The 14,961-nt window shown below is 64.4% G+C and carries 13 protein-coding genes and 1 pseudogene; 8 read left to right on the top strand and 6 right to left on the bottom strand.

Features of this window, described 5'->3' with window-relative positions; translation table 11 throughout:
• Window position 1: 1 nt before the first annotated feature.
• Window positions 2-727 (bottom strand): annotated as a pseudogene (locus ACRCSW_RS24530) (L,D-transpeptidase); the annotation flags it as partial.
• Between the two features lie 235 nt (window positions 728-962).
• Between ACRCSW_RS24530 and ACRCSW_RS24525 the strand changes: the two are divergent.
• Window positions 963-1,217: a GlsB/YeaQ/YmgE family stress response membrane protein gene (locus ACRCSW_RS24525; protein WP_438708274.1), complete on the top strand. Its 255-nt coding sequence runs from the start codon at window positions 963-965 to the stop codon at window positions 1,215-1,217.
• A gap of 46 nt (window positions 1,218-1,263) precedes the next feature.
• On the opposite strand, the gene ACRCSW_RS24520 is transcribed toward ACRCSW_RS24525, so the two are convergent.
• Together ACRCSW_RS24520 and ACRCSW_RS24515 are read right to left on the bottom strand one after the other, a co-directional pair.
• The gene (locus ACRCSW_RS24520) at window positions 1,264-3,435 is read right to left on the bottom strand and encodes an esterase-like activity of phytase family protein (protein WP_438708273.1); all 2,172 of its coding nucleotides are present in this window, start codon (window positions 3,433-3,435) and stop codon (window positions 1,264-1,266) included.
• An 83-nt stretch (window positions 3,436-3,518) separates the two neighbouring features.
• Window positions 3,519-4,733 (bottom strand): M24 family metallopeptidase, encoded by a 1,215-nt coding sequence (locus ACRCSW_RS24515; RefSeq protein WP_438708272.1) that lies wholly within the window; start codon window positions 4,731-4,733, stop codon window positions 3,519-3,521.
• Window positions 4,734-4,973: 240 nt separating this feature from the next.
• Here ACRCSW_RS24515 and ACRCSW_RS24510 point away from each other — a divergent pair, with 240 nt between their 5' ends.
• The 3 genes from ACRCSW_RS24510 (at window position 4,974) to ACRCSW_RS24500 (ending at window position 6,497) form a co-directional block, all read left to right on the top strand.
• The gene (locus tag ACRCSW_RS24510) at window positions 4,974-5,405 is read left to right on the top strand and encodes a hypothetical protein (RefSeq protein ID WP_438708271.1); all 432 of its coding nucleotides are present in this window, start codon (window positions 4,974-4,976) and stop codon (window positions 5,403-5,405) included.
• Between the two features lie 129 nt (window positions 5,406-5,534).
• Window positions 5,535-5,873, top strand: a complete 339-nt coding sequence (locus ACRCSW_RS24505) for a zf-TFIIB domain-containing protein (protein ID WP_438708270.1) — start codon at window positions 5,535-5,537, stop codon at window positions 5,871-5,873.
• A gap of 75 nt (window positions 5,874-5,948) precedes the next feature.
• Complete coding sequence (locus ACRCSW_RS24500; protein ID WP_438708269.1) at window positions 5,949-6,497, top strand: DUF4202 domain-containing protein; 549 nt, start codon at window positions 5,949-5,951, stop codon at window positions 6,495-6,497.
• A 179-nt stretch (window positions 6,498-6,676) separates the two neighbouring features.
• Here ACRCSW_RS24500 and ACRCSW_RS24495 read toward each other — a convergent pair whose 3' ends face one another.
• The 3 genes from ACRCSW_RS24495 to ACRCSW_RS24485 all read right to left on the bottom strand — a co-directional run bounded on the left by ACRCSW_RS24495 (window position 6,677) and on the right by ACRCSW_RS24485 (window position 10,715).
• Window positions 6,677-7,456: a 3'(2'),5'-bisphosphate nucleotidase CysQ gene (locus ACRCSW_RS24495; protein WP_438708268.1), complete on the bottom strand. Its 780-nt coding sequence runs from the start codon at window positions 7,454-7,456 to the stop codon at window positions 6,677-6,679.
• On the bottom strand, window positions 7,443-8,786 hold the full coding sequence (locus ACRCSW_RS24490; RefSeq protein ID WP_438708267.1) for a TldD/PmbA family protein: 1,344 nt from the start codon (window positions 8,784-8,786) through the stop codon (window positions 7,443-7,445). The genes ACRCSW_RS24495 and ACRCSW_RS24490 overlap by 14 nt, the downstream gene beginning before the upstream one ends.
• A gap of 84 nt (window positions 8,787-8,870) precedes the next feature.
• Window positions 8,871-10,715, bottom strand: coding sequence for a DUF2125 domain-containing protein (locus ACRCSW_RS24485; protein WP_438708266.1), 1,845 nt, complete (start codon window positions 10,713-10,715; stop codon window positions 8,871-8,873).
• 106 nt (window positions 10,716-10,821) lie between these two features.
• Here ACRCSW_RS24485 and ACRCSW_RS24480 point away from each other — a divergent pair, with 106 nt between their 5' ends.
• The 4 genes from ACRCSW_RS24480 to ACRCSW_RS24465 are packed head-to-tail and all read left to right on the top strand — an operon-like array spanning window position 10,822 to window position 14,887.
• Window positions 10,822-11,448 carry an enoyl-CoA hydratase/isomerase family protein gene (locus ACRCSW_RS24480; protein WP_438708265.1) on the top strand — a complete coding sequence of 209 codons (627 nt, stop codon included), beginning with the start codon at window positions 10,822-10,824 and terminating at the stop codon, window positions 11,446-11,448.
• A complete protein-coding gene (gene speB / locus ACRCSW_RS24475; RefSeq protein ID WP_438708264.1) occupies window positions 11,445-12,392 on the top strand; it encodes an agmatinase in 948 nt (315 codons plus the stop codon). Before ACRCSW_RS24480 ends, speB begins: the two co-directional genes overlap by 4 nt.
• Before the next feature lie 3 nt (window positions 12,393-12,395).
• A complete protein-coding gene (locus ACRCSW_RS24470) occupies window positions 12,396-13,685 on the top strand; it encodes a mechanosensitive ion channel family protein (RefSeq protein ID WP_438708263.1) in 1,290 nt (429 codons plus the stop codon).
• The gene (locus ACRCSW_RS24465) at window positions 13,682-14,887 is read left to right on the top strand and encodes a TIGR03862 family flavoprotein (protein WP_438708262.1); all 1,206 of its coding nucleotides are present in this window, start codon (window positions 13,682-13,684) and stop codon (window positions 14,885-14,887) included. Before ACRCSW_RS24470 ends, ACRCSW_RS24465 begins: the two co-directional genes overlap by 4 nt.
• Window positions 14,888-14,961 lie beyond the last annotated feature (74 nt).

Genomic DNA, 14,961 nt, shown 5'->3' with positions numbered 1-14,961 from the left:
CCTTTTCCTTCTTCGCGATGTTCTCAGGCGTCTCGGCGACGATCCGGCCATAGGCATCGGTCATCTGGGGCCCTTCGACCGCAAGGCTTTCCGCCTCGCTGCGGACTTTCACAAACGTGCCCTCGGGCACCCGGTTGTAAAGGTCGATGGCGTCCTGGTTGAACAGACGAATGCATCCAGCACTGGTCGCATTGCCGATCGAGGACGCATCAGCGGTACCGTGAATCCGGAACATCGTGTCCCGCCCGCCGCGATAAAGATAAAGCGCCCGCGCGCCGAGAGGGTTCTGCAGCCCGCCAGGCAGGCCGCCGGCATAGGCCGCGTAAAGGTCGGGCCGGGTGCGGATCATGTTCGCGGTCGGCTGCCACGAAGGCCATTCCGCCTTGCGCCCGATCACGCCCGAACCGCGGAACGAAAGCCCCTCACGCCCGACGGCGATCGGATAGCTCATCGCGCGGCCACCCTCCATCACCAGGAAGAGCTTGCGCGAAAAGGTATCGACCACGATGGTCCCCGGCTCGTCGCCACCCGCATAGTCCACCTCTTCGCGGCGGTTGCCGCCGGAAAGGTATTGCTCCGGCACCGGTTCGATGAAGAACGCGCCGTCCTGGATGCCCTCGTAGCCGGGAACGGCCTCAGGCTCGGTCGGCTTTGTCGGAGCACCCGCGCAGGCGGCAAGCAATGGAAGACACAGGATCGCGAAGATCCGGGCAAAGGAATTGGACACTTGGCAGACTCAAGGTTAGGGCAACTTTGTGCAGCTTCGGCCACGCAACCACCCTTACGTCAAGCGAAAAATTGCAGGAATTTCCGAATCTTCGCAGACGAAGCTGACAGCGGACCGGATTCAGGGCAGATTCTCTGCTTCGAACATGTCTTCCACGAATGCAGGTTAGAATGATCGGCCTGGAGGTCGCGGCTAACGTGCAAGATCCCGATCCTGGGACAGGAAAGGACAGAGAATGAGCGCTACAGGACTGATTCTGACCCTGGTCATCGGCGGCATCGCCGGATGGCTTGCCAGCCAGCTGGTCAAAGGCTTCGGCTTCGGGCTGGTCGGCAATGTTGTCGTCGGCGTTGTCGGAGCGTTGATCTCCGGCTTCCTACTGCCACGCCTCGGCGTCAGCCTTGGCGGCGGCATCATCGGCGCAATCATCTCGGCCACGATTGGCGCCGTGATCCTGCTCTTCGCGCTCCGCTTCCTGAAGCGCGTGTAGCCGAACCTGCCCCGAAGCCGAACGGCGGCCTCGGGGCAGGGTCCAATCAGTTCACCGGGCCAATCGACCAGAACATCGTCTCGCCCGAGTTGTCGTTGGTGCCGTCATTGTCCGTCACCAGCCAGCCGTTGCCCGCAGCGTCGACCGCAAAGCCCTCGACCTTCTCGGCGATGACGCCGCCGGTCTTGGCCAGATCGGGGATCAGGTCGCGGACGACTTCCTTCGTCACCACCGGCAGGGTGCTGCCCAATTCGGCGGGCTTCAGGTCCGCAAGGCCAACCCGGGTCAGCGTCTTGACCTTGGCGTTGCCCGCAATCTGGTTGTCGCGCTCGATCAGGTAGAGGTAATCGCCATGCGCCGTGATCTCTGACAGCCCGACCCAGGCGCCTTCGGCCTCGGCAGGCGCTTCCAGCGGGTAGTGGACCGCACCCCAGGTTTCCTCGGCCGTGTTGTAGGCCAGAAGCTTGGTCATGCCCTTCGGGTCGTCCTGCCACTCCATCTGCACCGCCATCCAAAGGACATCACCAACCTTGGTGATGCCTTCGAAACCGAACCGGATTTCCTGGTCCAAAAGCGCCTCGGGCAGCGGGATTTCCTTGTCGATCGCGCCTTCGGCATCGACATGGTAGATCGCGTGCGGCACCAGCCGGTCGCTGCGGCCCTCCGAGGCGACCCAGAAGCCACCCTCGCCATCGGTCACGATCCCTTCCAGGTCCAGCTTCTGCGCCGCATCGCCACCACGGGTCACGGTCATCGCAGCGGTGATCTTCGCCGGAGTCTGGGTCGGATCGATAGTGTAGATCGTCGGTGCCGCCGACAGGACCGAGTCGCTGACGGCATACATCTTTGCCGCATCCGCCGGATCGGCCGCCAATCCCGAAAGCGCCGCCCAGCCGATCAGCGGGTCCGAGCCTTCGCTGGTGATCGTCGGATAGGCCGCAGCGCCCTCGGCCCGGGCAAAGACCATGACATGCGCCGGGGCCAGACCATCACCACGCAGGTCAACCTCGTTCGCCGTCGCCAGCAGGTTCCGTGACGGGATCGCAACCAGACCTTCGGGGCTGACGCCCGAGGGCAGCAACTGCTTCAGCACCGGTGCTGTCGGGTCCGTCAGATCGTAGACCGCCACCAGCGAGGCACGTTCGGAGGCCACGAACAGATGCGGCACGCCGTCGAACGCCGCAACTTCCACCGACTCCAGCTCCACACCCTTGGAGTTGCGGTGATCCGGGTAATGCCCCAGCGCCGCAATCGCCATCTCAAGGCTAGCACCCGCTTCGTAGACCACAGTCCCGTCGCGCTTGAAGATGGTAAAGCTGCGCGACCCGCCCTCATAGTCGCCCTCGTTCGCCATCACGAAGTGGTCGGCATCGATCCACTTCACCGCATCCGGCTCACGCAGGGCGCCGGCCTTCTCGCCCGTAAAGTCCATCCGCCCGTCGCGCTTGGTGTCGATACCGGTCAGGTCCACCGCTCCAGCGCTGAAATGGCTGGAAACCACCCCATCCGCGCCGATCACCACCACATGGTTGTTCTCCTGCAGCGTAACGACAATCTCGCCAGCCTCGTTCACATCCACATATTCCGGCTCCGGGTCATCCCCCGCGACCGCCGCCAGACCCAGAAGCTCGATCTTCTGCAGCGCACCGCAATCGACCGCCCCGTCCTTGATCGGCAGCTTGACCACATACCCGGCAGGCATCTGCGGGATAACGCCGTCGTTCACCTCTTCATCGCGCTCGTTCTCGACCGCAATAGCCAGGAACGACCCGTCCTTGGCCTTGGCCACCGAATCCGGCTGCCCGCCGATATCGCACTCCGCCACAACCGCCTTCGTCGCGGGGTCCACCGCCGCCACCTTGCCCGACGGTGCCGTAAAGCTCTCCGACGTATTCACCCCCGCAAAGATCATGCCCCCCACGAACACCGCCGTCGTCGGCTCCCCACCCACATCGATATTCCCCAAGGGCTTCGGCGCAGCAGGATCGGCGATGTCCACCAACCCGACCACGCGAAGCGGGCTGTCGGTGTAGACCAGCATCATCCCGTCCTCCGATGCCGAGACGATCTCGGCCGAGGTCTCACGCGCCAGATCCTCGCCCTCCGCCATGTTGACGGGCGTCGGGAACGAGGCAACACGGTTGAACACCATCTCGGCGCTTGCAGGCAGCGCCGTGGCCAAAGCCAGGGCCGAAGTCAGGCAGAGTTTGAAATGCATCGGGCGGTCCTTTCAATGAAAAGTCCCGCCCGGATTGGCTGCCTTCTGTGTCAGTCAGATGACATAAAGGTCACGTTTCTGTATCACCCCACCACGTTGAACCCCGGCCCGTAGGGATAATGCGTGATGTCCTCGCCACCTTCCTCGGTGATCACCAGAATGTCGTGCTCGCGGTATCCCCCGGCCCCCGGCTGACCATCTGCAATCGTTAGCATCGGCTCCATCGAAATCACCATGCCGGGCTCCAGCACCGTGTCGATATCCTCGCGCAACTCCAGCCCCGCCTCACGGCCATAGTAGTGCGACAGGACCCCGAAGGAGTGCCCATAGCCGAAGGTCCGGTACTGCAGCATCTGCCGCTCTTCCAGGAAGTCGTTGATCTTTGCCGTCACTTCAGAACACGAGGCCCCCGGCTTCAGAAGGCTCATCCCATATTCATGCGCCGCGATGTTGGTCTCCCAGACGCGCAGCGATGCATCGTCCACTTCACCCACGAACAACGTCCGCTCCAGCGCGGTGTAATAGCCGCTGATCATCGGGAAGCAGTTGAGCGACAGGATATCCCCGCGCTGCAACGCCCGGTTCGTCACCGGGTTATGCGCCCCATCGGTGTTCAGCCCCGACTGGAACCACACCCAGGTGTCGCGATACTCGGCATCCGGGAAGCGCTTAGCGATCTCGCGCTCCATCGCGTCCCGGCCCGCCATCGCCACCTCAAGCTCGGTCGCACCCACCCGCACCGCATCACGGATCGCATAGCCGCCCACATCCGCCACGTTCGCCCCGTGCTTGATCAGCGCGATCTCAGCCGGAGACTTCCGCATCCGCTGCTCCATCGTCGCCGCAGAGATGTCCACCCCGCGCTTCGGCTTCAGGAACGCGTTCAGCTTCTCGGCCCGCTCCATCGTCAGATGGTCCGCCTCGCAGCCGATCACCTTGCCTTCGCCGGTGACCGAAGCCACCACACGCCAGAAATTGTCGCGCTTCCAGTCGGTGAAGGTGATGTTGTCGCCGATCGACCGCCGCCAGGGCTGACCCGCATCGATCCCCGCGCTGACCGTCACACAGTCGGTCTTCGTCACCACGCAGGCATAGGGCCGCCCGAAGCTGCAATAAAGAAAGCCCGAGTAGTACGCGACATTGTGCATGCTCGTCAGCACCACCGCGTCCAGCCCGTGCAGCTCCATGATGTCATGCAGACCGGCCAGCCGGTCGTGGTACTCCTGGTCGGTGAAGGGCAGGGCGTCCTTCTTGCCGCCGTTGTGATAGCGATAGTGTTCGGGACGGGTAACAGTCATGGTCAGACCCCTCTGATGCGGGGTCATGTGCATGGGACCCCGAAAGGTCCCGGCGTACAGGACGGAAGCGGCTGGCCCGCAAGCCTGAAGGCACTGTTGGCCCCTGCGGCGACGCCATCGCCACGGCTTGGCAGGCAAGATGCCGGGGCGCCGCGCGGTTGGCAAGGGGCGGCCTGACGTTTCACGATGCGCCGGGATCGTGTATCTTCGCTGGATCGTCACGAGGCTGGGACGTCGAGCATGGGTGTATTCCTGACACGCGTGACCACCGCGGTCGACCTGACCAATGCGCTTGCAGATGGTCTGTCGCGCGACGCTTTGGGACGCCGCAACGGCACGGCACCCTCCAATACAATCGGCGGTCAGTTCTGGTGCATCGTCGGCGCGCGCGAAAGCTATGCGCGGGCCTTCGATCATGGCGAATGGCAGGGTTTCTCCTGCAGCCTGACGGACACAGGGTCGCCAGAAGCCGTGCAGGCCGCGCTGGCAGCGTCACGCGACCAGATCACCGATCGCATCCGGATTGCTTCGCAGGCACTGGACGATGCGCGGGAGGCGGTCCTGATCGACCTGCTAGAGCATGAGGTACAGCATCACGGCCAGCTCATCCGCTATTTCTATGCGAACGGGTTGCCCTTTCCGCCAGATTTCGCCCGCAGATACGCGCTCTGACGGCTGCCTGATCCGGTCTTTCGCGCAGGTAGGCAAACCTGCGGCACTTTGGCGAAGTTCTGCCGAAGCGGGTTGCGATGGCGCGCGGAGCTTCCCATCTGAAGATCAGACACATGAATGGAGATGCCCATGCGCTGCCCGGTAGACAACGAGACCCTGGTGATGGCCGATCGCGGCGGGGTCGAGATCGACTATTGCCCGAAGTGCCGCGGTGTCTGGCTGGACCGGGGCGAGCTTGACAAGATCATCGAACGCGCCGCAGGGGCCGCCCCAGCGCCAGTTGCAGCTCAGGCCGCCCCTCCCCCGCCACCCCGGCAGGGTGCCGCACCCGTCTATCAGCCCGAACCCCGCGCGCAGCAGGGATACCGGGACGAGGGCCGTCGGCGGGATGATGACGATGACGACTACAACCGCGGCTACAAGAAGAAGCGCAAGGAAAGCTTCCTGTCGGACATCTTCGACTTCTGACCTGCCGCCCGCCAGGGCTTGCAAGGACTGCTCCCCACGGACAGACTGGGTGAAATCCGGTCGAAAGTGGAAACAATGTCCGAACGGCTTCAGCGGGCGCTGGCCCTGATCGATGCGGCGAACGCCGCCGACCCGAAAGGCGAGGCGCTGGTCTATGGTCAGCGCATGACCGCCGAGCTCACGCGGCTTTTCCCCGATGCGTCCGAAGTCCTGCAGGTCGCAGCGCGCGGCCAGCACGTCGAACGCTGGCTCCTGCCGCGGGCAGACTATCCCGAGGGCAAGGCCGGCTACTTCGAGTGGCGGCGCGAGCAGGGGCGGCGGCATGGGCTCCGCGTTGCGGGGATCATGGCCGAGGCGGGCTTTCCGGCCCAGGATTGCGAGCGCGTGGGCGTGCTTCTGCGCAAGGAAGGCATCAAGCGCGACGCCGAGGTTCAGGCGCTTGAGGACGTCATCTGCTTTGTCTTCCTGAAATGGTACTTCGCCGCCTTCGCCGAGGAACGCGATGAGGCCTCGGTGCAGGAGATCGTCGAAAAGACCGCCCGGAAGATGTCATCTGACGGCCGGGCGCGGGTGCTGAAGGAGTTTTCGTTGCCCGAGCCGCTTGCGGCAGCGTTCAGTTCATGAAGATGTTCGGTATGTACAATTCGTATTTACGGATAGGCTGTGTATATACGTAGTGTATATATCATGATCGATCTTTAAGTATCTGAAAACAAGCCACTTTCCGATCAACCGCTCGTCGAGCACTTCGTGCACTCCTCGCCCCCCGACGAGAACACGAAGTGCACGAGGAGGCCCGTCGCCTAGCCGCCAGAAAGCCGCCGCACGACATCTCCGTGCAACTGCGGTGGCAAGGCCAGAACCCCGTCCGCCCTCGCTCCGGGCGAATTGAACCGCAGCGCCGCCCCATGCCGGTCGGTCACCACCGCCCCCGCACGCTCGGCGATCAGCGCCCCCGCGGCAATATCCCATTCCCAGGCCTCGCGCAGGGTCAGCATCCCGTCGAACCGCCCCTCGGCCGCCAGGCACAGCCGATACGCCAGCGATGCGCGAAAGTGCCGCTGGATGTCAGGCACACCCCCCGGCCAGTTCTCGGGCGCAAGGTTGGTCTTGTTGGTCAGGATGTCCGCCCCTTCCAGCTGCTCAAGGGTACTGGCCGCGATCGGCTGGCCGTCTTTCAGGGGCGGCGAAGCCTCGGACGCCGTGTATATACGGTCCAGCGCGGGCAGGAAGACCACCGCCGCCCGCACCTGACCCTGATGCGCCACGGCCAGCGAATGGGCAAAGGTCTCTTCCCCCGCCACAAAGGCGCGGGTGCCGTCGATCGGGTCGATGATGAAGACTGTATCTACAGACAGCCGACCGGGATCATCCGGAGTCTCCTCCGACAGCCAGCCATAGTCCGGCCTTGCCGCCAGAAGCCTCGCCTTCAGCATGTCGTTGACGGCGATGTCGGCCTCGGTCACCGGCCCGTGCTCGCCGCCCTTGTCCCAGACCTTCGGATCCCGCCGCCAATAGCGAAGCGCTATGCGCCCCGCTTCCCGCGCGGCCTCGGTCAGAAGCGCGAGGTCACGCGCCGGCAATTGTCATCCCGTCGATCAGGATCGATGGCACGCGGGTCGACAGATGCGCCCGGGCGTCGTTCGCGGGGACGATCCGCAGAAGCATGTCCTTCAGGTTCCCCGCAATGGTGCATTCGTGAACGGGGTGCGAAATCCGCCCGTTCTCGACCCAGAAGCCCGAGGCGCCACGCGAATAATCCCCCGTTGTCGGGTTGATCGTCGACCCGATCATAGACGTGACCAGCAGCCCCGTCCCCATCTGCGCAATCAGGTCATCCCGCGACAGCGCGCCCTGCGTCAGGTCGATGTTCGTGGTCGACGGAGACGGCGGCGCCGACGTCCCGCGTGAGGCATTCGCGGTCGACGCCATCTTCAGCTTCCGCCCCGTCGCAAGGTCCAGCACCCAGCCGGTCAGCACACCATCCGCCACGATCGCGCGCCGCTTGGTCGGCAGCCCTTCCCCGTCAAACGGACGCGACGAGGAAATCCGCACCCGGTGCGGGTCTTCGATCAGCGACAGGCCAACCGGCAACACCTGCTTGCCCATGAGGTCCCGCGCCCAGGACGACCCGCGCGCAATCGACGTCCCGTTGATCGCCGACAGAAGATGCCCGGCCAGCGACGCCGCGACGCGCTCGTCATAAACCACCGGGAACGTCCCCGTCTTCGGCTTCACCGACCCCACCCGCTGCAACGTCCGCTCGGCTGCCAGACGGCCAATCTCCTCAGCCCCCGGCATATCAGAGGCGTATATACGCCCCTCACCGGCATAGTCCCGCTGCATCTCGGTGCCCGACCCGGTGAAAGCCACCGCCGAAAGCGAGGTCGACGTCCGGCCATAGCCACCAGAGAACCCGTTCGTCGCCGCCAGATGCAGCTGCCGCTTGCTGTAGGCGGCCGCGGCCTCCACCTGAGTGATCCCAGCCGACGCAAGCGCCGCAGCCTCGACCGCCCGGGCCGAAGCCTCCAGCACCGAAGCCCCCGGTTCCGGTGCCGGATCGGCAAGGTCAAGCGCCTCCAAATCCCAGTCGCGAGCCAATTGACCAGCCTCGGCCAGCCCCGCATTCGGGTCTTCCGGCGCCTCGCGGGCCATCGCAACGGCGCGTTCCGCAAGCGCTTGGATCGTGGCCGCCGAAGTATCCGAGGCCGACACACAGGCCTGCCTCCGCCCGACCAGCACCCGGAGCCCGATTTCAACCCCCTCCGACCGCTCGGCCTGTTCCAGCGCACTTTTGCGGATTTCGATCGAAACCGCCGTGCCCGACACAGCCAGCGCATCAGCACTGTCAGCCCCGGCCTTGCGCGCGGCATCAAGAAGAGAATGGCTCAGGTCGGAAAGGCTGGGGGTCATGGGCGAGTATCCCGAATGGTATCGGGCTGAGGTAGTCCCCCCCGGCCAAAGGCGCAAGGGAGGACCGCACCACGAAACATGGACCTACTGCAGCATCTCCATCATAGGCATGCCGTTCAAGAAGACGCCTTTGTCCCGGAACTCCGCCTTTGAGGTCAGCTCGTCCGGCCCCGCACCCGGTTTCGCGAACATCGCCAGGCCCATCCGGAAGCCCATGGCGTCATCGTTGGTCACAAAGCCCAGAGCGATCAGATTGTCGATCAGCTGGTGCACGCCTTTGATGTTCGTGGTGATCAGCCCGTCCGGCCGCGGGGTGCCCGGGAAAGTGACCAGGTCGGTGCTGTCGAAGGTCAGCTGTCCAGTGGCCGAAACCTCGGCGCCCGCAGCCTTCAGGAGGAGCTGGGTTATGTCGAATGTGACGGGTGTCGGAGGCTGCGGCATGGCCTCGACGCCGGCACTCGAGAGATCCTCGTTCAACAGGATGGTGCCCTTGGTGTCCATGATGAACGTCGCAGGCTCACGCGAAAGCGTGTTGCCGGGGTCGAAGAGGTTCCAGATCCCGTCTGAAATCGTCAAATCGGTAAGCTTCGTAAGGTAGATAAAGTCCTCAGGCTTTTCCGTTTTCAAGATCGGCATCGTCAGGTTCAAAGCGGACTCGCTGAACGCGATATCCACCGGGAACGGGACCTCGGGGACCGACATGCTGAACTTGACGCCCCGCAGTGCTGACGTGTAATCCAGCCCGTCCGTGTTAAGCTCCATTGCCAAGCCACCTCCCGTCGAATCCGCCGAGAGCTTGGTCGGTTTGGTATCCGCGACGCCATCAAAGCCGAACTTCAGCGCTCCGAACTTGAGGTCGGTGTCCAGAAAGAACCCCGCCTTGATCGCGGCGGCCATGTCTTCCATAAGCTCCGGGCCCAGGAAATTGCCCTTGATCGCCCAGGAAAAGTCGGCGAGCGAAGCCTCGCCGGTTCCACCATCCGTGCCGCTTGGGTCATCAGCCACGAAGTTCATCGCGATCGTCTTGAAGCCGAAGCTGGCGTCCATCGTCCCGCCCTCGTCCGTCTTCGGCTTGTTGAAGGCCGCATCGTAGGTGCCCTCAGTCGCATCTGCCGAGAACTTGATCGCTTCGCTACCATCGGGGCCGGTCACTCCGTCTACCGCGATCTTCATCGCCCCGAACTTGAAGTCGCTATCCATTATAAAGCCGAAGTCCGCCGGCGGGGTCGACTTCGCCATGAACTCTTCGGTTGGAAACGTGCCCTTGTTCGCTCCGGCAAAGTCGGTGAACGAAACCGCCACCGTGCCCTGGCCCCCGCCACCAGCTTGCTCGCCGGAGTAGTTCACCGCCAGCGACTTGACGCTGAAGCTCGTGTCGAACGATGTGTCGTCGCCCTTCTGCACGACCAGGTAGGTCGAGGCGAAATCCGTCAGCACAAGGTCGCCTTCGGCGTTCATCAAAGTGCCGCTCTCGTCCTTCATCTCGTCCAGCTTGACGGTCGCGGACGGGCCCTTGATGTCATAGCTCGTCTCGGTCGCACTGCCGCCCGCCGTGATCTGCAGCCCCGGCTGGGAGACCGTAAGCTTAAGGGACGACACACCCTCGCCATCCACCGGGAAAGCCAGTGCGACAGGGTAGCTCTCGGGCATCGTCACGGCCACCGTTCCGTCGCCGTTGTCCTTGAAGGACAGCTTGTCCATCGTGACCGAGCCGCTGCCGCCCGTAGTGTCCTTGAAGGTCAGGGCGATATCCGTCACCTCCAGCGTATCGCCATTCCTGGCCGTGCTGCCGACAGTCAGCTCCTGCCCCCCAGCAGTGGACGCCGCCTGCCAGCTTTCCCAGACCTCCTCGGGCGTCACATCCGCGGCCGCGGCGCGAGCAAGGAACACAAGGGCAATCGCGGAAGAGCAGGTCAGACTACGGATCATGATAGCAAACCTTTCTGGTTGAATTCGTCGCCGCAAGCTTTCTATCTCGTCCATGGGGCGTCAAGGGATTCCACAGCGCAGGAAGGGATTCCGGATGGGGGGATGGATGATCAGAGCCGAACGAACAGGCGATTGCTGCACGATCTGGCTGGCGCGCAGCGAAAAGGCCAATGCGCTGACGGCCGAGATGCTGGTCAGGCTTGCCGAAACAGTCACTAACATGGCTGAAACGGGCGCCAAGGTCGTAATCCTGACGGGCGAGGGCAAGGTCTTCTCGGCAGGTGCCGACCTTGAGGAAATGAAGGCAGGCCTCGGCCTCTCACCCGCCTGGGAAGCCGCCTCCGGTGCCATCGCCGCATTCCCCGGCCTGACGATCGCCGCCCTGAACGGCACGCTTGCAGGCGGAGCCATGGGCGTGGCCCTCGCCTGCGACCTCCGGATCGCGGTCCCCTCGGCCCAGTTCTTCTACCCCGTGATGCGCCTTGGCTACCGCCCCCAACCCTCTGACCCCGGCCGCTTGGCCGCCCTGATCGGCCCCGCACGCGCCCGGATGATCCTCCTCGCGGGCCAGCGGATCGGCGCGGAAGAGGCCCTTGCCTGGGGCCTGATCGACCGCATCGTTCCGCCCGAAACCCTGATGGACGCCGCCATGACCCTTGCAGCCGACGCGCTGGCAGCGGAACACTCGCACCTGGCCGCCCTGAAGCGGATGACCAGGGGAGAGAACCCATGAGCCACGGCTACGAAAGCGGACGGCTGAACCTGCCCTTCGTCGGCATCTCGACCTTCGGCAAAAGCCCCTACCAGCCCGACTGGTCGAAAATCGACGCCGATTTCGCCATCCTGGGCGCCCCCTTCGACTTCGGCACCCAGTGGCGCGCCGGAGCCCGCTTCGGCCCCCGCGGCATCCGCGAGGCCTCGACCCTCTTCTCCTTCGGCCACGCCGGGGCCTACGACCACGAAGACGACGTGACCTACCTGGAAGGCGTCCGCATCGTCGACATCGGCGACGCCGACATCATCCACACCGACACCGAAACCAGCCACGCCAACATCGAACAAGGCGTCCGCGCCATCCTAGCCGCAGGCGCAACACCTGTCGTCCTCGGCGGCGACCACTCTATCAACATCCCCTGCATCCGCGCCTTCCAGGGCCGCCCCATCCACATCGTCCAGATCGACGCCCATCTCGACTTCGTCGACGTCCGCCACGGCGTCCGCCACGGCCACGGCAACCCCATGCGCCGCGCGGCGGAACAGGACCACGTCACCGGCCTGTCGCAACTCGGCATCCGCAACGTCAGCTCCACCGCCAGGGAAGGCTACGAGGCCGCCCGCGCCATGGGCTCCGACATCCTCTCCGTCCGCCAGATCCGCAAGCTCGGCATCGAAGCCACCCTCGCCCGCATCCCCAAGGGCGTCGACTACTACCTCACCATCGACATCGACGGCTTCGACCCCTCCATCGCCCCAGGCACCGGCACCCCCTCCCACGGCGGCTTCCTCTACTACGAAGTGCTGGAGCTGATCGACGGTCTCACGAAACAAGGCCGCATCATCGGAATAGACCTTGTCGAGGTCGCACCAGACTATGACCACACTGGAACTACCACGATCCTTGCGGCACAGGTGCTGCTAAACACCATCGGGCGGATCGCCCACAACGCGAAGAGGTAAGCTGTGGAACGGCTCCAAGGCTGGCTGAACGACGCCCTCGACACCGCCCTCGGCTGGCTCTCCTCGCCCGCCGCCCTGTCGCAATTCGGGCTCCTGATCGCCGCCTACCTGATCGCCCGTTACCTCTCGCGCCGCTTCTCTCCGGTCATCGAACGCACCCTGACCCCCAAGCCCGAGGCGACCCACATCATCGCCCGCCTCCGCCGCTTTGCACTCCAGTTCCTGCCCCTCCTCCTGCCCCTTCTCGCCTACGCCCTGACCGCCGCCGGAGAAGGGCTGACCCGATCCATCTTCGGCCAAGGCGAGGTCATCGCCTTCGGCAAACGGGTCTTCCTCCTCCTGGTCGCGCTGGAGCTGGTCCGCAAAGTCCTGCCGTCCGGCCTGCTGAAGCTGATGGGCCGCTACGTCCTTCTGCCCGTCATGGCACTGAACGCGGTAGGCCTCCTCGACGACGTGACCGCGCGGCTCGACGCCGCCCAGATCAACCTCGGCAACATCCAGTTCACCGTGCTCGCGCTGATCCGCGGCGCCGTCGCCGGTTCGCTCCTGTTCTGGCTCGGCTCCTGGTCGAACCAGCAAAGCGCCGGCTACCTCAAGGCGCAGCCCGACCTGCGCCCCGCCACCCGCGAGCTAGCGATCAAGGCCACCGAGATGGCGATCTTCGGCGCGGCTTTCCTGATCCTCATGTCGATCATGGGCATCGACCTGACCGCCATCGCCGTCCTCGGCGGTGCGCTTGGCGTCGGTATCGGCCTTGGCCTCCAGCAGATCGCCGCGAACTTCGTCTCGGGCGTCATTCTCCTCCTCGAAGGCCAGACCACCGTCGGCGACTATGTCGAGCTCGACGGCGGAGAGAAGGGCACGATCGTCAAGATGACCGCCCGGGCCTGCATCCTCGAAACCTTCGACGGCAAGTGGATCGTCGTCCCGAACGAGGATTTCATCACCACCCGCGTGGTGAACTACTCCGACCAGGGCAGCGCCAACCGCTACGAGGCGCTGTTTTCCGTAAGCTACGAGACCGACATCAACACCGTCCCCGCCATAGTCGAAGCCGCGGTCGCGAAGCTGCCCTTCGTGCTGCAGGAACCCGACGGCCCCGACTGCGAATTGCGCGGTTTTGGCGAGAGTAGTGTCGATTTTGCCGTCGAGTACTGGGTCGCGGGCATCGATGACGGCAAGAACAAGTATGGCTCGCCGGTCCTCTTCGCGATCTGGAACGCACTGAAGGATGCAGGCATCGAAATGCCCTATCCCCGCCGTGTGGTCGAGCTGCGGGGCCAGCAGGCGTGACCTTCGCCCTCGTCATCGGCGCCGGGCCAGCCGGGTTGATGGCTGCCGAGGAACTGGCGAAGGCAGGTCAGCCGGTGGTCGTCTGCGAAGCCAAACCCTCGATCGGCCGCAAGTTTCTGATGGCCGGGAAATCCGGGCTGAACGTGACGAAGGACGAACCGTTCGAGACCTTCGTCTCCCGTTACGACGCCCCCTGGTTGCGGCCGATCCTGTCAGAGTTCGGGCCGGAAGAGGTTCAGGCCTGGTGTCGGGCGCTGGGCCAGGACGTATATACAGGCTCCTCCGGCCGCGTCTTCCCTGTCGCCATGAAAGCCTCCCCCCTCCTCCGCGCCTGGGCGGAACGGCTTTCGGCCAAAGGCGTCGAAATCCGCACCCGCTGGCGCTGGACGGGGTTTGAGGGCACCGGTTTCCGGTTCGACACGCCCTCCGGCGTGCAAGTCCTGACCCCGAAGGTCACCGTGCTCGCTTTGGGCGGGGCAAGCTGGCAAAGGCTCGGCTCGGATGCGGCCTGGGTACCTTGGCTTCGCGACAAGGGCGTCGGCATCGCGCCGTGGAAACCAGCGAACATGGGCTTCCGCGTCGACTGGTCGCCAAAGATGGAACCGTTCTTCGGCCAACCCGTCAAAGGCGTCATCCTGAAAGCAACGAACCCCTCGTCGAGCACTTCGTGCACTCCTCGGAACACCAACCCGCGAGGAGTGCACGAAGTGCTCGACGAGCAGCGCGGTGAGTTCATCATCTCGTCCAAAGGCCTCGAAGGCAGCGGTATATACAGTATATACAAACCCCTCCGCGACGGCGCCTCCCTTGCGCTCGACCTCCTCCCCGATCTTTCAGCCGAGGAAATCGCCCGCCGCCTGTCTCGAATGAAACCCAGCGAAAGCGCCGTAAACCGCCTGAGAAAACTCGGCCTTGGCAAACCGCAGATCGCCCTGGTGATGGAGTTCGCCCGCCAAGCCCCCTTCGACCACCTGAAACACCTGCCCATCCCCCTCGATGGCCCGCGCCCCCTTGACGAAGCCATTTCAGTCGCAGGCGGCGTCGAGGGGTCCTCCGTCACCGAAAACCTCGAACTCCGCGCCCTTCCGGGCACCTTCGTCTGCGGCGAGATGCTGGACTGGGAGGCCCCGACCGGCGGCTATCTTCTCACCGCGTCATGGGCCACAGGCCGCTGGGCGGGCCGGTCCGCGGCCAAGGCATAACCAGACCATGCAGTAAACGCGCGCCGCCAGCACCAGGCACCTCCCCTCCCCCAACGTGGGGAGGGGCCGGGGGA

This window comes from Tabrizicola sp., assembly GCF_051645465.1.
Taxonomy (GTDB): Bacteria; Pseudomonadota; Alphaproteobacteria; order Rhodobacterales; family Rhodobacteraceae; genus Tabrizicola.
This window is presented reverse-complemented; position numbering and strand designations above follow the sequence as displayed.

Coding starts and splice junctions, on each gene's coding strand:
- ACRCSW_RS24515 (WP_438708272.1), bottom strand. CDS start 4,733: ATGACTGTTACCCGTCCCGAACACTATCGCTATCACAACGGCGGCAAG.
- ACRCSW_RS24520 (WP_438708273.1), bottom strand. CDS start 3,435: ATGCATTTCAAACTCTGCCTGACTTCGGCCCTGGCTTTGGCCACGGCG.
- ACRCSW_RS24490 (WP_438708267.1), bottom strand. CDS start 8,786: ATGACCCCCAGCCTTTCCGACCTGAGCCATTCTCTTCTTGATGCCGCG.
- ACRCSW_RS24505 (WP_438708270.1), top strand. CDS start 5,535: ATGCGCTGCCCGGTAGACAACGAGACCCTGGTGATGGCCGATCGCGGC.
- speB (WP_438708264.1), top strand. CDS start 11,445: ATGAGCCACGGCTACGAAAGCGGACGGCTGAACCTGCCCTTCGTCGGC.
- ACRCSW_RS24525 (WP_438708274.1), top strand. CDS start 963: ATGAGCGCTACAGGACTGATTCTGACCCTGGTCATCGGCGGCATCGCC.
- ACRCSW_RS24480 (WP_438708265.1), top strand. CDS start 10,822: ATGATCAGAGCCGAACGAACAGGCGATTGCTGCACGATCTGGCTGGCG.
- ACRCSW_RS24500 (WP_438708269.1), top strand. CDS start 5,949: ATGTCCGAACGGCTTCAGCGGGCGCTGGCCCTGATCGATGCGGCGAAC.
- ACRCSW_RS24485 (WP_438708266.1), bottom strand. CDS start 10,715: ATGATCCGTAGTCTGACCTGCTCTTCCGCGATTGCCCTTGTGTTCCTT.
- ACRCSW_RS24510 (WP_438708271.1), top strand. CDS start 4,974: ATGGGTGTATTCCTGACACGCGTGACCACCGCGGTCGACCTGACCAAT.